The organism is Allosphingosinicella vermicomposti, assembly GCF_003012815.1.
Lineage (GTDB): Bacteria > Pseudomonadota > Alphaproteobacteria > Sphingomonadales > Sphingomonadaceae > Allosphingosinicella > Allosphingosinicella vermicomposti.
In genome coordinates, this window is sequence record NZ_PXYJ01000003.1 from 126367 (window position 1) to 141300 (window position 14934).

18 protein-coding genes, 1 tRNA gene and 1 pseudogene are annotated in these 14934 nt (G+C 61.5%); 2 read left to right on the forward strand and 18 right to left on the reverse strand.

All coding sequences use genetic code 11. The features are described from left to right. Nucleotides 1-79 precede the first annotated feature (79 nt). The 12 genes and pseudogenes from C7I56_RS09305 to nusB all read right to left on the reverse strand — a co-directional run bounded on the left by C7I56_RS09305 (nucleotide 80) and on the right by nusB (nucleotide 9240). A complete protein-coding gene (locus C7I56_RS09305; RefSeq protein ID WP_106640344.1) occupies nucleotides 80-1495 on the reverse strand; it encodes an O-antigen ligase family protein in 1416 nt (471 codons plus the stop codon). Nucleotides 1496-1620: 125 nt separating this feature from the next. Then, on the reverse strand, nucleotides 1621-2379 hold the full coding sequence (locus C7I56_RS09310; protein ID WP_106640345.1) for a metallophosphoesterase family protein: 759 nt from the start codon (nucleotides 2377-2379) through the stop codon (nucleotides 1621-1623). Between the two features lie 158 nt (nucleotides 2380-2537). Beyond that, nucleotides 2538-2741 carry a hypothetical protein gene (locus C7I56_RS12380; RefSeq protein ID WP_158703083.1) on the reverse strand — a complete coding sequence of 68 codons (204 nt, stop codon included), beginning with the start codon at nucleotides 2739-2741 and terminating at the stop codon, nucleotides 2538-2540. Nucleotides 2742-2934: 193 nt separating this feature from the next. Further along, nucleotides 2935-3010 (reverse strand) — tRNA-Phe (locus tag C7I56_RS09315). 56 nt (nucleotides 3011-3066) lie between these two features. Beyond that, the gene (locus C7I56_RS09320) at nucleotides 3067-3258 is read right to left on the reverse strand and encodes a DNA gyrase inhibitor YacG (protein WP_106640346.1); all 192 of its coding nucleotides are present in this window, start codon (nucleotides 3256-3258) and stop codon (nucleotides 3067-3069) included. Beyond that, the gene (locus C7I56_RS09325; protein ID WP_106640347.1) at nucleotides 3236-4228 is read right to left on the reverse strand and encodes a ribonuclease; all 993 of its coding nucleotides are present in this window, start codon (nucleotides 4226-4228) and stop codon (nucleotides 3236-3238) included. Before C7I56_RS09325 ends, C7I56_RS09320 begins: the two co-directional genes overlap by 23 nt. Next, nucleotides 4221-4790, reverse strand: a complete 570-nt coding sequence (locus tag C7I56_RS09330) for a Maf family protein (RefSeq protein WP_106640348.1) — start codon at nucleotides 4788-4790, stop codon at nucleotides 4221-4223. Before C7I56_RS09330 ends, C7I56_RS09325 begins: the two co-directional genes overlap by 8 nt. 13 nt (nucleotides 4791-4803) lie before the next feature. Continuing rightward, nucleotides 4804-5022, reverse strand: a complete 219-nt coding sequence (gene infA, locus C7I56_RS09335; RefSeq protein ID WP_010162480.1) for a translation initiation factor IF-1 — start codon at nucleotides 5020-5022, stop codon at nucleotides 4804-4806. Between the two features lie 108 nt (nucleotides 5023-5130). Then, nucleotides 5131-7275: a sodium-translocating pyrophosphatase gene (locus C7I56_RS09340; protein ID WP_106640349.1), complete on the reverse strand. Its 2145-nt coding sequence runs from the start codon at nucleotides 7273-7275 to the stop codon at nucleotides 5131-5133. A gap of 111 nt (nucleotides 7276-7386) precedes the next feature. Continuing rightward, nucleotides 7387-8313, reverse strand: a complete 927-nt coding sequence (gene thiL / locus C7I56_RS09345; protein WP_280951973.1) for a thiamine-phosphate kinase — start codon at nucleotides 8311-8313, stop codon at nucleotides 7387-7389. 75 nt (nucleotides 8314-8388) lie between these two features. Beyond that, a pseudogene (locus C7I56_RS12615) lies at nucleotides 8389-8709 on the reverse strand (endonuclease domain-containing protein); the annotation flags it as partial. A gap of 75 nt (nucleotides 8710-8784) precedes the next feature. Beyond that, the gene (gene nusB, locus C7I56_RS09350) at nucleotides 8785-9240 is read right to left on the reverse strand and encodes a transcription antitermination factor NusB (protein ID WP_106640682.1); all 456 of its coding nucleotides are present in this window, start codon (nucleotides 9238-9240) and stop codon (nucleotides 8785-8787) included. A gap of 191 nt (nucleotides 9241-9431) precedes the next feature. Between nusB and C7I56_RS09355 the strand changes: the two genes are divergently transcribed. Then, nucleotides 9432-10403, forward strand: coding sequence for a M48 family metallopeptidase (locus C7I56_RS09355; RefSeq protein WP_106640350.1), 972 nt, complete (start codon nucleotides 9432-9434; stop codon nucleotides 10401-10403). A gap of 93 nt (nucleotides 10404-10496) precedes the next feature. Here C7I56_RS09355 and C7I56_RS09360 read toward each other — a convergent pair whose 3' ends face one another. Further along, entirely contained in the window at nucleotides 10497-11396 is a 900-nt protein-coding gene (locus C7I56_RS09360; RefSeq protein WP_106640683.1) for a pirin family protein, read from the reverse strand. A 137-nt stretch (nucleotides 11397-11533) separates the two neighbouring features. Continuing rightward, nucleotides 11534-11818: a BolA family protein gene (locus C7I56_RS09365; protein WP_106640684.1), complete on the reverse strand. Its 285-nt coding sequence runs from the start codon at nucleotides 11816-11818 to the stop codon at nucleotides 11534-11536. Nucleotides 11819-11903: 85 nt separating this feature from the next. Here C7I56_RS09365 and C7I56_RS09370 point away from each other — a divergent pair, with 85 nt between their 5' ends. After that, on the forward strand, nucleotides 11904-12449 hold the full coding sequence (locus C7I56_RS09370; RefSeq protein ID WP_106640351.1) for a J domain-containing protein: 546 nt from the start codon (nucleotides 11904-11906) through the stop codon (nucleotides 12447-12449). Between the two features lie 99 nt (nucleotides 12450-12548). Here the strand turns inward: C7I56_RS09370 and C7I56_RS09375 are convergent, their stop codons facing one another. From C7I56_RS09375 to C7I56_RS09390, 4 genes are read right to left on the reverse strand one after another with little or no spacing between them, the layout of a single operon-like run. Continuing rightward, nucleotides 12549-13016: an SRPBCC family protein gene (locus C7I56_RS09375; protein WP_106640685.1), complete on the reverse strand. Its 468-nt coding sequence runs from the start codon at nucleotides 13014-13016 to the stop codon at nucleotides 12549-12551. A gap of 13 nt (nucleotides 13017-13029) precedes the next feature. Next, complete coding sequence (locus C7I56_RS09380; RefSeq protein ID WP_106640352.1) at nucleotides 13030-13689, reverse strand: glutathione S-transferase family protein; 660 nt, start codon at nucleotides 13687-13689, stop codon at nucleotides 13030-13032. Then, complete coding sequence (locus tag C7I56_RS09385; protein ID WP_106640353.1) at nucleotides 13679-14158, reverse strand: VOC family protein; 480 nt, start codon at nucleotides 14156-14158, stop codon at nucleotides 13679-13681. The genes C7I56_RS09380 and C7I56_RS09385 overlap by 11 nt, the downstream gene beginning before the upstream one ends. Then, nucleotides 14155-14931 (reverse strand): VOC family protein, encoded by a 777-nt coding sequence (locus C7I56_RS09390; protein ID WP_106640354.1) that lies wholly within the window; start codon nucleotides 14929-14931, stop codon nucleotides 14155-14157. Before C7I56_RS09390 ends, C7I56_RS09385 begins: the two co-directional genes overlap by 4 nt. Nucleotides 14932-14934 lie beyond the last annotated feature (3 nt).

Genomic DNA, 14934 nt, shown 5'->3' on the forward strand with positions numbered 1-14934 from the left:
CGGCCCAATGGAGGGTGAGCCGCAGCTAGCGCTCATACAGCACATTGCCAACAAAACTGCCCGCTTCATCATCTTAGTCTCAACCACTTATTCTGTGCGACGAAGCTACGCCTCCGACGCTTTCCTCGGCTTCGCTCGTTCGTCTAATAGGGTCGCCGCGGAGCCACACGACGAATAATGTTGCCGCGCATGCCACGCTCGGCACACGAAGCGGATAGTCGAAGATGCTAGCAAGGCCAACCAATAAAACAAGGACGGAACCAAGGCGCTGATATGCCAATCCCCGAGTAAGCGGGCGAGAGCGGCACCAGCACTTGATTGTGGGTACTAACCAAGCAATGAAAGCCGCCAATATCAATGCTAATGCCAATGCACCCCCGCCAAGGAAAAATTCCAACCAGTCATTATGCGCGTGATTCAGATAAGTCGAAGTGAGCAAAGCATCCGCCTCATCAATCTTGTAGCTTTCAACAAACGCTCCCAAACCCGACCCCACAGGAAAATACTTCGAAGCCATATCGGCTATCGGCCCCCAAATCTGAAAACGGGTGTCGTCGAAAACGTCAGGGGCCAGAACGCGGAGCAACGCGTCAGCTCGACCTTGCGATACCGCAACGATCATAATTCCCAGAAGGCTCAAAATTCCGAATATAAGCGGAGCATAGCGCCTCGTCCGCGGCAGGCCGCGACCGTCAGCCGAGGCGAGCAATAGAGGTATCGATACCAGGCCGATCATTCCCATCACCAACCCAGATCGCGAGCCGGTCAGCAGGATGAGGACCACGAATATTGCACCAACTGCGGCGACCACCATCGTACGCAAAACCGACAGCCCGAGAAATTTGCCGAACTTTGCATACACAGCGAGCATGGGAATTAGGCAGGCCAGTAATAGGCCGTGGTGATTCCGGTTAGCGAAAAGCCCAACCGCCCAACCATAATTTGTGACCCTGTGGAAATAGAAAGGGCCTTGCTCGGGGCCAATCGTCTGAAGCAGCCCCAGCGCGGCAGAAAGCAGACCAATTCCTATCAATCCAGGCAAGAGAGCGAACCGCTCTTCGCGATTTAGCTGTATAGCTAGGAGCAACACCCCAAGTGGAACGAACAAAGCAAACAGGGAATTTAAAGTTGCCGATGGAGCCATGCTTATTGGTCTCCAGACCCCACCCAAGGACACTGCATGATCAATGTCTGCAATCAGCGTACGACCCGGAAGATGCTGCCAGACCTCGGGAGGGAGCGGAACAAGGTGCAACGCAGTCAAAAAGAACAGGGCCGCAAAAAGACTGAATATCAGGGCATTGTCTCTAAAATGCTCTAGTCGAATAGATGCCAGGCCAATCGCGCAGACAATGATCGAAAGAGGGCGCAATATTATTAGAGACATCGAGTCAGCGCGACTACTTCCACCTAGGACGAAGACGATCATAATATAGATCAGCAGAACCCAGAACGCGCGCGTCTGCGGGAAAACTTTTGCTAGGCGGATTGGCACCAACGACCCCGATACGAATGCAATTAGGATAAGAAGGGGCGGAGGTGGTGCCCCCCCTAGCCGCTTCTGTCGCGTCAGAGAATTAGAGTCAAATACCTTAGCGCCTTATCGCTGCCATACCCGCCTTAAGTGTTTAGATACCAACGCCGCTCTTCCTCGAGCGCAACTGCGGTTAGGCGCCCACTCGCCCACGCTCCTGTATCGATTCCGATCCGGTTGGATTGCTCATCGACATATTGGCAGACACTGTGGCCGTGCACGACCATCAATCCATGGGATTCTCGATGTTCCAAAAATTCTCGGCGAATCCAACGAAGATCACTTTGCCTCTGAGACGTAAGCGGGACATGCGGCCGCAATCCCGCGTGAACGAACACGTATTCATTGCTAACGTGCCAATCTTCAAAGGCCTCGATAAAATTGATATGATTTTCGGGTATGTATTTCGCTAGAAGAATTAGCAAATCCCCAAGATCTGCATGATCATACTCCTCGGGTGTTACCCCGTAACTTAGCAGGGTTTCGCGCCCCCCCACCCTGTTTAAGACACTCGCCGCACGCCTGTCCCCGCGGTATGCCTTGATGAACAATTCCTCATGATTTCCCTTAAGAAAAATGATTTTATACTTGGAATTTGCCAGTGCCATGGCCCGCTCTATCACCCGTCGAGAGTCGGGGCCGCGGTCAATAAGGTCGCCGAGAAAGATTATTTTGGTTTGAGCGAGTAAACGGCCGTTGTTATCCTGCTCAATCTTTTGCAGCAATTTCTCGAGTAAATCTAATCGGCCATGCACGTCACCGATCGCATAAATGCGCTCGCCAGTTTCGACCGAAGGCAAAGCACGTGCTCCAGCACGAATTTTCCGCAAGCGATTCAGGATCATCGATTTACCATGTTGAAGCCTTAACAGACCCCTTTTTTAAAGCTCACGGAATCATGCATTGAATTGCGCATATCTACGCTCGCCGCTATGCTCATCACTACGAAATGAATTCGCCTTCTCACCGCCTGAGAAATCTGGCCGTCAAATGTCATAGACATTCAAAACTTAGCCAGGATTTTGAGTTTCCCTTTACCCGGCGGTTTTGCAAGGGCTTTCCAAGGGATCAGAGGATCCTGAACAGCCATATCTGCAGGGTGAAGGCTCCATCCCTCACGTTCGAGCATGCGACATGCTGGCAATGAGGGCAGAACATAGCCCGACAGCAATTTTTGAATTGCTGTTTTGGTATAACGCGAAGCCAAATAAATGACAGCTCCCTACAGAAGTGGTGCTCGATCAACGTTTTCGATACTAGGATAAAGTATAGACTAGCCTATGCTTCTCGACGCATTGCAACGCCTCCGCATGAAAATACCATCTGAACAAAATCTATAAGATAAGCGAATTTATACATCAGGGCAGGTGCCCCTGATCCATATCAGCGCTTTCTACAAATGGTGCCTAGGGACGGGATCGAACCGCCGACACTGCGATTTTCAGTCGCATGCTCTACCAACTGAGCTACCTAGGCATGTCCGGCGAAGCGGAAGCCGCGCCTATAGAGGGCGGCGGCGGCGGCTGTCCAGCTTATTTATCGCTGAAATCGTCTATCCCCGGATCAGCGGCGGGGCCGGGAACGCGATAGCCCTCGCCGAGCCATTTGAGGAGATCGCGATCCTTGCAGCCGCGGCTGCAGAATGGCGTGTGGTCTGACGCTTCGGGCTTGCCGCAAAGGGGGCAGTCGGTGCGGCGTTGGCTAGAGGGGGCGGCAGTGGACATGGCCCGCCGATATGGCGAGGCCGGGCTCCGCGCGCAAGACGACCGGAGCACCGGTTCTAGCCACCAGCGCCTCCGTCCAGGCGGGATGGACTTCAAGGCAGGCGATGACGGCCGGGTGAGCGCTGATTTCGCGCGGGCCCGTCCCTTCCGATCGTTCGGCGCGGCGGAGGAGTGCGCGGGCGGCCGCAGAAACAGGATCGCCCTGTAAAAGCTCGGGGATGGACGGGCGTTCGCGGCGTCGGATGATCTGGATGAAGCCGAAGCCGTTCATCGCGGTGCGTTCGAAAGGCTGGGACAGTTCCGCATCCAGAGCCGCTGTCACAGCCTGACGGTCCGCCTTGGCGGCCAGGGTCGGGAGATCGATGCCGATGGAGCCCGTAACGCTCATACGCCGTATGGCGCGCCCGGCAGCGGCTGCACCAGCGATGGCGAGTTCGCGCGGCGAGACGGGCCCATCGACGTCGAACAGGGTCATTGCGGGCGTAAGGCTCATGCGCAGGCCGCCGCCGCGGAAGGCGATTTCGCCGGTTGCCGCTTCCTCGAGGAGCTCGGACCAGCCCGCATCCTCGAACCGGTCTGTACGCTCAGCTGCATGCATCCGGACGGTGTGGCCCGCCGCGATAAGGCGGTCTCGTAGGGCGGGGCCACGACGAGGCGGATCCTCGGTGACGCGGACGCGAGGACGCTTGGCGCGGCCTTTTTCGGGTAGTGCTTCCCGACTGATTTCGACGCGGAGGGCGGCACCTTCGGTCAGCTTGGGAGGAAGCGGTTCGAGCAGGGCTTCCGCGCCGCCCTCCAATGTGACGAGGCCGCGCCGGCACGGAATAAGGATTGCGGCGAGGCGGGCAGGAAGGACGGTGCCGGTGGTGAGCGTGCCTTCCAGTTCGATCGCCGCCTCGACGATCACGCCGCCTTCGATCCGCACGGCGCGGCTTTCACCGATGCCGGCTTCGACGCACCACTCAGCCAAATGGATATCCGGCCGCTTCGAGCAGCGCGCGGGTTTCGAACAGGGGAAGGCCGACCACCCCCGAATGGCTGCCGCTCAGTGAGCGGATCAGGGCTTCGGCGCGGCCCTGGATCGCATAGCCCCCCGCTTTGCCCAGCCCCTCGCCGCACGCGACATAAAGGTCGATTTCCGCCGCGGACAGGCGCTTGAAGGTGACGATCGTGTCGGCAAGGCGGGTGCGGGCCCGCCCTTCGCGATCGATAACGCAAATGGCGGACAGGGCGCGATGGCGGCGGCCGGACAGAAGCCCGAGCAGATTGCGCTGGGTCTCTTCCGTTTCGGCAGGCGGCAATATGCGGCGGCCAAGCGCGATCGTGGTGTCGCCAGCGATAACGATCGTGCCCGGATCATGCGGAACGGCGCGCGCTTTCTCCTCGGCCAGGCGCAGGGCGTAGGCGCGGGGCAGCTCGCCCTTCAAGGGGCTTTCGTCGATATCGGGGCTATGGACGGCATCCGGCACGACGCCGATCCGCGCGAGCAGATCGAGGCGTCTCTGACTGGACGAAGCGAGGATGAGCCGCACGGGCCTTCCTCGCTTATTTGAAGCGGTAGGTAATCCGACCCTTGGTCAGATCATAAGGGGTGAGTTCGACGAGCACCTCGTCGCCCACGAGCACGCGAATGCGGTTCTTGCGCATCTTGCCCGCGGTGTGACCGAGAATTTCATGATCATTCTCAAGCTTCACACGGAACATGGCGTTGGGGAGAAGCTCCACAACCTGCCCGCGCATTTCCAGAAGTTCTTCCTTGGCCATTCAAATCCTGACGTGAAAAGGTTTGCGCGCCCTTAGCGTTTCAAGCGGCAAAATGAAACCCCGCCCGAATTGCTCCGGGCGGGGTGACATCAACTTCGGCTATCGAGATCAACCGCCGTGACCTGCCAATGCGGCGAGCAGCAGCAGTGCGACGATGTTGGTGATCTTGATCATCGGATTGACCGCCGGGCCCGCCGTGTCCTTGTAGGGATCGCCGACCGTGTCGCCGGTGACGGCGGCCTTGTGGGCTTCCGAGCCCTTGCCGCCATAATTGCCGTCCTCGATATATTTCTTGGCATTATCCCAGGCGCCGCCGCCGCTCGTCATCGACAGAGCGACGAAGAGGCCGGAGACGATGACGCCAAGGAGAAGGGCGCCAAGGGCCGCAAAGCCGTTGGCCTGGCCCGCCGTCGCGGTGATGACGTAATAGACGACGATCGGGGCCAGTACGGGGAGCAGCGATGGGATGATCATTTCCTTGATCGCCGCCTTTGTCACCAGGTCCACCGTCCGCGCATAATTGGGGCGGCTGGTGCCCTGCATGATGCCGGGATTGTCGCGGAACTGGCCGCGTACTTCTTCCACCACCGCGCCGCCTGCCCGGCCGACGGCGGTCATGCCCATGGCTCCGAAGAGATAGGGGAGAAGCGCGCCCAGCAGCAGGCCGACGATGACGTACGGATTGCTCAGGCTGAAATCGACCGCGACGCCCGGGAAATAGAGACCGAGATCGGTCGTATAGGCGCCGAACAGCACGAGCGCCGCCAAGCCCGCCGAACCGATCGCATAGCCCTTCGTGACCGCCTTGGTGGTGTTGCCGACTGCGTCCAGCGCATCGGTGCGGACGCGAACGGCATCCTCAAGACCCGCCATTTCGGCGATGCCGCCCGCATTGTCGGTGACAGGCCCGTAGGCGTCGAGGGCCACGACCATACCCGCAAGCGCCAGCATCGCGGTGGCAGCGAAGCCGATGCCGATCAGGCCGGCGAGCTGATAGGCAATGACGATGCCGACACAGATGACGAGCGTCGGAAGCGCCGTCGCTTCCAGGCTGATGGCGAGGCCCTGGATCACATTGGTGCCGTGGCCCGTCTGCGAAGCCTTGGCGATCGATTTGACCGGACGGTAATTGGTGCCGGTATAATATTCGGTGATCCAGACGATGAGGGCGGTGACGCCAAGGCCGACGAGCATCGCATAGAAGAGATCCCAGCCGGTAAAGCCGCCTGCCCCGGCCGCGACCTGCGGCTCGACGTCGAAGCCGGCGGCTTCCTGCGGTCCGCCGATCACAGCGTTCATGTCGCCAAGCGTCCATTGCGTGACGAGGAACAATGCCGGGATGGACAGGATCGCGGTGGTCCAAAAGCCCTTGTAGAGCGCGCCCATAATCGATTCGTTGCGGCCAAGGCGCACCATATAGGTGCCGATGATCGAAGTGATGATGCAGACGCCGCCGATGATAAGCGGCAGCGACATGAGGCTGAGAATATTCGCCGCGCCGCTGCCGACGAGAAGCGCGACGAGCACCATGGTCGCGCCGACGGTGACGACATAGGTTTCGAAAAGGTCGGCGGCCATGCCGGCGCAATCGCCGACATTGTCGCCGACATTGTCCGCGATAACGGCCGGGTTGCGGGGATCATCCTCCGGAATGCCCGCTTCCACCTTGCCGACGAGGTCGGCGCCGACGTCCGCGGCTTTGGTGAAGATACCGCCGCCGAGACGCGCGAAGATGGAGATGAGCGAAGCGCCAAAAGCGAGGGCGACGAGCGCGTCCACGACTTCACGGCTTTCCGGCGCCGCGCCGCCATCCACCAGCACGTAGAAGAAGATGGCGATGGCGAGGAGCGCGAGGCCCGCGACCAACATGCCGGTGATGGCGCCAGCGCGAAAGGCGACGGTCAGGCCCTTTTGCAGGCTCGTCCGTGCAGCTTCGGCGGTGCGCACGTTAGCGCGTACCGAAATGTTCATGCCGATATAGCCAGCGACGCCGGACAAGAGCGCGCCGATCACGAAGCCGATCGCTTCGGTGCCGCCGAGGAAGAAGAAGACAAGCGCCGCGACGACGACGCCGACCACGGCGATGGCGGTATATTGGCGGCCGAGATAGGCCTTGGCGCCTTCCTGAATGGCACCGGCGATTTCGATCATCCGTTCATTGCCGGCGGGCGCGGACAAGACCTGCCGCGACGTCACAAAGCCATAGAGTACGGCAATGATGCCGCAAACGATGGCGACTAGCACAACCTCCATAAAGCCTTCCTTCCCCTATTATCCGGGCAGGATTGAACTCATTTTGTCGTTGGGCATGCCCGGTATAGGCCAAGGTGTAACAGCGGAAAGGCAGGTTGCAAGCCGCGAGGTTCAGGCGCCGTGTTCGTAACCGAGACGGTCGGGCAGCGGCATATCTTCGCCATCATCTTGCAGGACAAGACCCGATCCTTCGCAGACCTTGCCGATCATGGTGATGGGAAGGCCGAGATCGGCGGCAATCGCTTCGATGCTGTCCCGCGCAGACGGTGGCGCCGCGAAGAGCAGTTCATAATCATCGCCCGCCTGTGCGGCATAGATCCGCGCCGACCGGTCCGCACCATTCATGCTGAGATAGGCGGCTGACAGAGGAACCTGGGCGAGATCGATCAGCAGCCTGGCCTTGCTGGCTTGCCCCATACGAAACGCATCGATCAGCAGGCCGTCCGACACATCCATCATCGCATGGACAATCGGCGCGAGCCTCTGCCCCGCCGCCAATCGAGGCTGCGGGCGGCGATAGCGCTCGGCGAGAAGAGCGGGCCCTTCCCGTTCGCCCCGCGCAACGGCGAGCCCCGCGCCTGCATCGCCGATCGTGCCCGTTACGAAGAGAAGATCGCCGGGCCGGGCACCGGAGCGCGCGGGCGCCGCATTGCTTTCCCCGATCGCGGTCAGCCCCAAAACCCGCGCCGAACCGGACGGCACCGCCACGGTATCGCCGCCCAGCAAAGGCGCGTCGAAAGCCGTCGCCGCCTCAGCCAACCCGCCGATGAAGGCGCGATCCCATTCCGCATCGCCGGACAGGCAATAGCCGGTCAGCAACCCAACGGGCCGCGCACCCTTCGCCGCAAGATCGGAAAGGTTCACCGCGACCAACTTCCACGCAATGTCGGCGGGCGGATCGGTGGGGAGGTAGTGGACGCCCTCCACGACCATGTCGTGGGTCAAGACAAGGTGCCTGCCCCCGATTTCCAACACTGCCGCATCGTCGAAAAGCCCGCGCGCGGCGGAATGGAAGGAGATCGACCGCAAGGATTGAATAAAGTCGCGTTCTAAAGCCCTCCCCCTCGATGGGGGAGGGTTGGGTGGGGGTGATGCCGGGCGTAGAGCGGCGGAGATCGTCGTGGCCACACCTGTCCTGTTCCCAAGCACCTCATTGTTCCAGAAGCGAAGAACACGATAGCCCTCAGCTTCGATCACACGCGTGCGTTCGGCATCCACTTCGTCCGAATGCTGCCCACCATCTACTTCCACAACCAGCTTTGCCCGATGACTGGCGAAGTCTGCAATATAATGCCGGATAGGGACCTGCCGTCGAAATCGCTGCTCAGGGAAATCCTCCCGCAGCAAGCGCCACATGGCCTTCTCAGCTTCTGTGGGATTGCAGCGAAGTTCTCGCGACCTCTTCGTCACCTCTGATGGAGGATGATTTTTCACAGGGGCACCTTACGCCAACCATCACCCCCACCCAACCCTCCCCCATCGAGGGGGAGGGCGATAGGCGTAGGGCACTTAGCCCCTCACATCCTTCGCGATCGCGTCGAGGAGGCCGTTCACGAAGGCGGACTCCTTTTTGTCGTAGAAAGCGTGTGCAACATCGACATATTCGGAAATGACGCTGCCGGTGGGCACGTCGATGCGGGCGGCAAGTTCATAGGCGCCGGCGCGGAGGATCTGGCGCATGGGCTTGTCGAGGCGGGAGAGGCTCCAGCCGTCCGCGAGGCGCTTTTCGATCATCGCGTCCAACTCTTCGCGGCGCGCGTCGACGCCGGTCACGACATCGTCGAAGAAGTCCACCTCCGCATCGGTATATTCGACCTCCTCGATCGTCGCGCCGAGCCGATGTTGGTGGAATTCGTGGAGCAGAGTGCGGAGCGGCGTCTTCTCCATTTCCAGCTGATAAAGGGCCTGCACGGCGGCAAGCCGGGCGGCGGAGCGGGATTTCGAACGGGCGGGAGTCGCGGACATGGGCGCGGCATAAAGATGTGATGCGAAAAACGCCACACCCCCCGCCCGTCATTCCGGCGCAAACCGGAATCTCTTCGAGGCATAGGCGTCTTTTCGTCATGAGATCCCGGCTTTCGCCGGGATGACGTCGGGGGCCGTTCATTCCGTGTTCGCTCTCGCCTTGTCACTTAGCCTCGGCTAGCGTCCGATCCATGCCGAAACTCTTGCCCTTTCTCGCGCTGCTCGCGCTCGCTGCCCCGGTCGAGGCGCAGCCGGGCGCGCCTTTGCTCGCCTTGCAGGCCATGGATCAACGCGTCGCCACCATCGGCCATCGCATCGCCATCGCCAATCGCGAAATCTGCCCGAAGGTGGAGCCGGTGCCCGGCTTTTCGGTTCACGTCCTCGATCAATATGATCGCAAGGCGCGGAAGATCGTCGCCGCAACCTTCGGCTTCACCGACACGCCCGTCATACTTCTCGTCGCGCCGGGCTCCGCCGCCGAGCGTGCGGGGCTGAAGGTCGGCGATCAGATTGCGGCGATGGGCGGGCAATCACTCGCCGCGCCGCCTTCCAAGAAGCGCGGCTATGCGCGGGTGAAGGCTTTCGAGGAACGGCTGGAAAGCCTGCTCGCGGCTGGCCCCGTGGCGCTCACCATCGTTCGGGGCGGTCAAAGCGAACCAGTCACCCTTGAGCCCGAAACCGGCTGTGCATCGCGCGTGCAGCTCATCCCGGCCCGGCGCCTCAACGCGGCGGCGGACGGCACTTATGCGCAGCTCACCACCGGCATCGTCGAATTCACCAAGAATGACGACGAGCTCGCAATTATCGTCGCGCATGAAATGGCGCACAATATTCTCGATCACCGCGCCCGGCTCGACGCGCAGAACGTCTCGCGGGGGCTGCTCAAGGTGATCGACGGCAGCGCGGGCAAGATCAAGGTGACGGAGGAAGAGGCCGATTATCTCGCCCTCTATCTGATGGCCCGCGCCGGCTTCGACATCGGTGCCGCGCCCGGCTTCTGGGACCGTTATGGCCGCGCGATGGGTCCGGGCTTCCTGTCCGACGGCACCCATCCCGGCCGCGGCGCGCGGATGAAGGGCGCGCGGGCCGCGATCGTCGAGATTCAAGCCAAGCAAGCGGCTGGATTGCCGCTCACCCCGGAACTGCCGGTTATCTTCCCTTAAATCTTATCGTCATTGCGAGAAGCGAAGCGACGAAGCAATCCAGCGGCACCGGTCTGGATTGCTTCGCTCACGCTCGCCATGACGACGAGTGGATCAGGGATAGCTGACCGTCATCGGCACTTCGGGAAGCGGGATGCGATCCTCGGCATCGTCTGGCACCAGCGGAAAACGCTCGGCCTTCCAGTCCTGACGCGCCTGGCGGATGCGCTCCCGGTCGGAAGACACGAAATTCCACCATACGTGACGCGGCCCATCCATCGTCGCACCGCCGCAGAGCATCACGCGCCCGCCTCTTTCAGAGCGGAGCGACGCGCTGATGCCGGGCCGCAAGACATATAATGTTTGAGGAGCGAGCGGCATTCCATCGAGGTTCGCCTCGCCTTCCGCGAGATAAAGCGCACGTTCGTCGGCGGCGGGATCGATCGGGATCGCGCCGCCTGCTCCCAGGGCGATGTCGGCATAGATGGTTTCGCTGTGGCATGTGACCGGCGCGGTGCGACCCCACAGGCTTCCCATCACGATGCGGGCCTGGACGCAGCTATCCTCAATGATCGGCAAGGCGTCCTTCGCGACATGTTCGAAAGCCGGATCCATTTCCTCCTTCGCCTGCGGAAGGGCGAGCCAGGTCTGGATGCCCGACAGTTCCGGTCCGCCCGGGCGAACGGACGCTGGCGAGCGTTCGGAATGGACGATGCCCTTTCCCGCCGTCATCAGATTAACCGCGCCCGGCTCGATCGTGCGGAAGGTGCCGAGCGAATCCCGGTGATCCATCGCGCCCGCGAACAGATAAGTGACGGTGGCGAGATTGATGTGCGGATGCGGACGGACGTCGACCCCTTGGCCCGGCGGCAGATGCGCGGGGCCCATCTGATCGAAGAAGATGAACGGCCCCACCATTGTCCGCTCCTTATGCGGCAGGGTGCGATGCACCTTGAACCCGCCGAGATCGTGGGTGGTGGGGAGGAGAGTCTGGAGAATGAGATCGTCGGTCATGGCGGGGCTCCGTTTCACCACCACTTTATCCCCCACCCCACTGATCGTCACCCTGAACTTGTTTCAGGGTCCATGTCGAAGACAGTCATGTTGTCCGCAGTATGGATGCTGAAACAAGCTGAGCATGACGGGCGGGGTTATTCGCCGGGCGCCCGCGCCTTGATTGCAAGCGCATGGACGCGCTCCTTCAACAACTCGGCAAGCGCCTGATTGACGAGGCGCTGGCGCTGGACGCGGTTTAGCCCCTCGAAACGCGTTGAGACGATCTCCACGGTGAAATGGCTCTCGCCGCGCGGATCGTGCCCGGCATGGCCGCGATGCTGTTCGCTGTCGTCCCGGACGATGAGGTGCGACGGGTCGAGGCTTTCCTCGAGGCGCTTCGTGATTTCTGCGGCAACGGGGCCGGTGAAAGTGTCTGACATATTCCCCATATAGGCCGTTTGCTTGGCGAAAGGCAGCAGGGTTTTGAGCGACGGACGGGTAAGGCACACGCGATTCCACGGGCGGATGGAAACGGATGGCCGCGCCTGCTCCGCGCCGGGCTGCCGGGAACCGGGCGAGTTTCGCGCGCCGGCCGGCCGCGGCGCCAATTTCGACGGCCCGGGCGCATGGCGCTGGCTCTGCCTCGACCATGTCCGGGCATTCAACAGCGGTTACAATTATTTCGAAGGCATGAGCACCGACGAGATCGAGGCGGCACAGACGCCTTATGGCGGCTGGGACCGCGAAACCCGCGCCTTCGCGACGGCGGGCACCACGCCCCCGCCCAAATGGGCCGACTTTGCCGATCCGCTCGACGCCATCGGCGCCCGCTTCAAACGCCGCACGGGTGATCGCAAGGACGGCAAGGAATTGAGCGAGCAGGACCGGAAATCGCTGCGTGTTCTGGGCCTCGACGTCGACGCCGACCGCAAGGCGCTCCGCCAGCGCTACACGGAGCTCGTCCACAAATTCCATCCCGATCGCAATGGCGGCGACCGCAGTCACGAACGCGCGTTGCAGGCGGTGATCGAAGCCTATCAGCAGCTGAAAGGCCGACCTGCTTTTGCGTGAGTCAAAAACGTCATCCTGAACTTGTTTCAGGATCGATTTTGTCGGTAACGCGACGTCATCGGCATGGATGCCGAAACAAGTTCAGCATGACGGGAAAGGTTAGCCTCTGGCCATGCCTTCCGCGATCTCCGCGAGCTGGCTTATCACCTGTCCCCAACCGGCCTCGAACCCCATCTTCTGATGCTGCTCCACCGCCTCTTCCGTCCAATGCCGCGCCGCCACCTTGTAGCGCGTCTTGCCAGTCCCTGCGTCCTCGAACGTGCAGATTCCGACCATGAACGGTCCCTGCGGCATCCAGCCCGCCTTGAATGCGTCGGTGAAGACGATCCGTTCATTCGGCGTCACTTCCAGGAACACGCCGTCCCCTTCCGACGTCTCGCCATTCGGCCCGGTCATCACCACGGCCGAGCGGCCGCCGGCGCGGAAATCCTGCTCGATCACCCGGGTCGTCCAAGGCCTGGGCGCGAACCATTCTTCCAACCGCTCTGTCCAGGCGCGGTAGACGATCTCGCGCGGGGCATCGATGATGCGGGTGATCGACAATTCCAATCCGTTCGTATCGGTCATCTTGCGGATATCCTTAATCGCGGTCCGGTGCGCCGGGCGGGAAGAGGTCACGATAGGGCCGCGCCTCATCCACCGCTCGGGCGAAAGCAGGCCGAGCCAGCAATCTCGCGCGATAGGATTTGAGATTTCCGCAAGCCTCCGGGATCGGATGCACCCAATCGGCATAGAAGAGCGAGGGCGCGGCGGCACAATCGGCAAGGGTGAAGGCTTCACCCGCCCCCCACTCCCGGCCATCGAGCCGCTGGTCGAGCCAGGCATAGCTCCGGTCGAGCAGCGCCTTTGCCTCCGCGACGTTGATGGGATCGCGATCCGCTTCGAGCCGGATGAAATCGGCGACGATACGCTGCATCGGCGTCATCACATAATTGTCGAAGACGCGGTCCATCATGCGAATCTCGAGCGCGGCCTCGCGGTCTTCCGGCACGAAGCGCACCGGCCCGGCATGATGAAGATCGAGATATTCGACGATCACGCTCGCTTCGGCGACCATGCGACCATCGTCCACCAGCATCGGAAACTTGCCGATCGGCCAGAGCGCCGCGAAGCGCGCGCCATTGTCCGGCTCGTCCGGCCCGAGCGCGCGATAGTCGAACGGCGTGCCATTCTCGTAAAGAGCGGTCAGAACCTTCTGGCAGTAGGAGGAAAAAGGGTGGGCGAAGAGTTCAAGCGCCATGTGCCGCCGCCTCCAGCGCCGCGATGTCGAGCTTCTTCATGCCCATCATCGCCTTGAAGGCGCGCTGAGAACGGGAGGGGTCGGGATCCCCCAGCAATTCGTTCATTCGCTTTGGAACGATCTGCCACGAAAAGCCGTATCTGTCCTTCACCCAGCCGCATTGCTCCGATTCCGGAACCGCCGACAGCGCGCCCCACAGCCTGTCCACTTCCGCTTGGTCGTCGCACATGATTTGGAGGGACACGGCCTCGTTGGGCGTGAAATAGGGACCGCCGTTGAGCGCGGTGTAAGACTGACCGGCCAGGGTGAATTCCACCATCAGCACGTCGCCTTGTTTCCCCGCCGGATAATCGTCCGGCGCGCGATGAACCTTATCGATCCGGCTGTCGGGGAGAAGGGAGACATAGAATTTCGCCGCTTCCTCGGCCTGCTTGTCGAACCACAGGCAGGGAATGATCTTGTCGCTCATGCCGTCTCTCCTTTGAAATTCGGGCGCATCCCGACCAAGGCGAACATCGCGCCTCGCGGATCCTTGGCCTGAACGATCCACGCGCCGCCAGGCACTTCGACCGGCCCCATCAGGATCGTGCCGCCGCCCGCCTTGATCCGATCGATCCCGGCATCGACGTCGGGGACGGAGAAATAGAAGAGCCAGGCTGGATGCGGCATGTTGGGATTGTTCATCATCGCGCCGGTTGCCTGCGCCCCGCCGGTCGCGAAGAGCTGGTATGTCCCCATCGCGCCCATGTCCATCGCCTCATCCTTCGTCCAACCATAATGGCCCGAATAGAAGGTGAAGGCCTTCTCCCAATCGATCGTGTGAAGCTCGTTCCAGCCCACATGGCCGGGCGCCATGAAGGGCGCGGGATCGGCATTGCCGTCCGATCCTGCGAAGAGGACGAAAACCGCGCCTTGCGGGTCGGCGACGACCGCGAAACGGCCGATGCCGGGAATGTCGGCGGCGCTCTTGTGAACCGTCCCGCGATCCCGTTCCAGCCGCGCCGCTTCCTCGTCCACATCGTCGACGCCGACATAGCCGAGCCAGACCGGCTCCATTCCGGCGCCTTCGGGCGGGAAGGGCATGACGCCGCCCATCGCCCGGCCGTTCGCGGAAAGGACGACGTAGCGGGGCCCACCCATGTCCATTTCCTCATATGTCCAGCCGACCACGTCGCCGTAGAAGCCGAGCGCGCCGTCCACGTCGGTGGTGACAAGCTCATGCCAGATGAATTGGCCCGCCATAAC

Bases quoted from the DNA above. Each gene is read 5' to 3' on its own strand.
- C7I56_RS09385 (WP_106640353.1), bottom strand. From the start codon at position 14,158: ATGAGCGACAAGATCATTCCCTGCCTGTGGTTCGACAAGCAGGCCGAG.
- C7I56_RS09320 (WP_106640346.1), bottom strand. From the start codon at position 3,258: ATGTCCACTGCCGCCCCCTCTAGCCAACGCCGCACCGACTGCCCCCTT.
- C7I56_RS09340 (WP_106640349.1), bottom strand. From the start codon at position 7,275: ATGGAGGTTGTGCTAGTCGCCATCGTTTGCGGCATCATTGCCGTACTC.
- C7I56_RS09390 (WP_106640354.1), bottom strand. From the start codon at position 14,931: ATGGCGGGCCAATTCATCTGGCATGAGCTTGTCACCACCGACGTGGAC.
- C7I56_RS09380 (WP_106640352.1), bottom strand. From the start codon at position 13,689: ATGGCGCTTGAACTCTTCGCCCACCCTTTTTCCTCCTACTGCCAGAAG.
- C7I56_RS09355 (WP_106640350.1), top strand. From the start codon at position 9,432: ATGCCGAAACTCTTGCCCTTTCTCGCGCTGCTCGCGCTCGCTGCCCCG.
- C7I56_RS09360 (WP_106640683.1), bottom strand. From the start codon at position 11,396: ATGACCGACGATCTCATTCTCCAGACTCTCCTCCCCACCACCCACGAT.
- nusB (WP_106640682.1), bottom strand. From the start codon at position 9,240: ATGTCCGCGACTCCCGCCCGTTCGAAATCCCGCTCCGCCGCCCGGCTT.
- infA (WP_010162480.1), bottom strand. From the start codon at position 5,022: ATGGCCAAGGAAGAACTTCTGGAAATGCGCGGGCAGGTTGTGGAGCTT.
- C7I56_RS09375 (WP_106640685.1), bottom strand. From the start codon at position 13,016: ATGACCGATACGAACGGATTGGAATTGTCGATCACCCGCATCATCGAT.
- C7I56_RS09365 (WP_106640684.1), bottom strand. From the start codon at position 11,818: ATGTCAGACACTTTCACCGGCCCCGTTGCCGCAGAAATCACGAAGCGC.
- C7I56_RS09370 (WP_106640351.1), top strand. From the start codon at position 11,904: ATGGAAACGGATGGCCGCGCCTGCTCCGCGCCGGGCTGCCGGGAACCG.
- C7I56_RS09310 (WP_106640345.1), bottom strand. From the start codon at position 2,379: ATGATCCTGAATCGCTTGCGGAAAATTCGTGCTGGAGCACGTGCTTTG.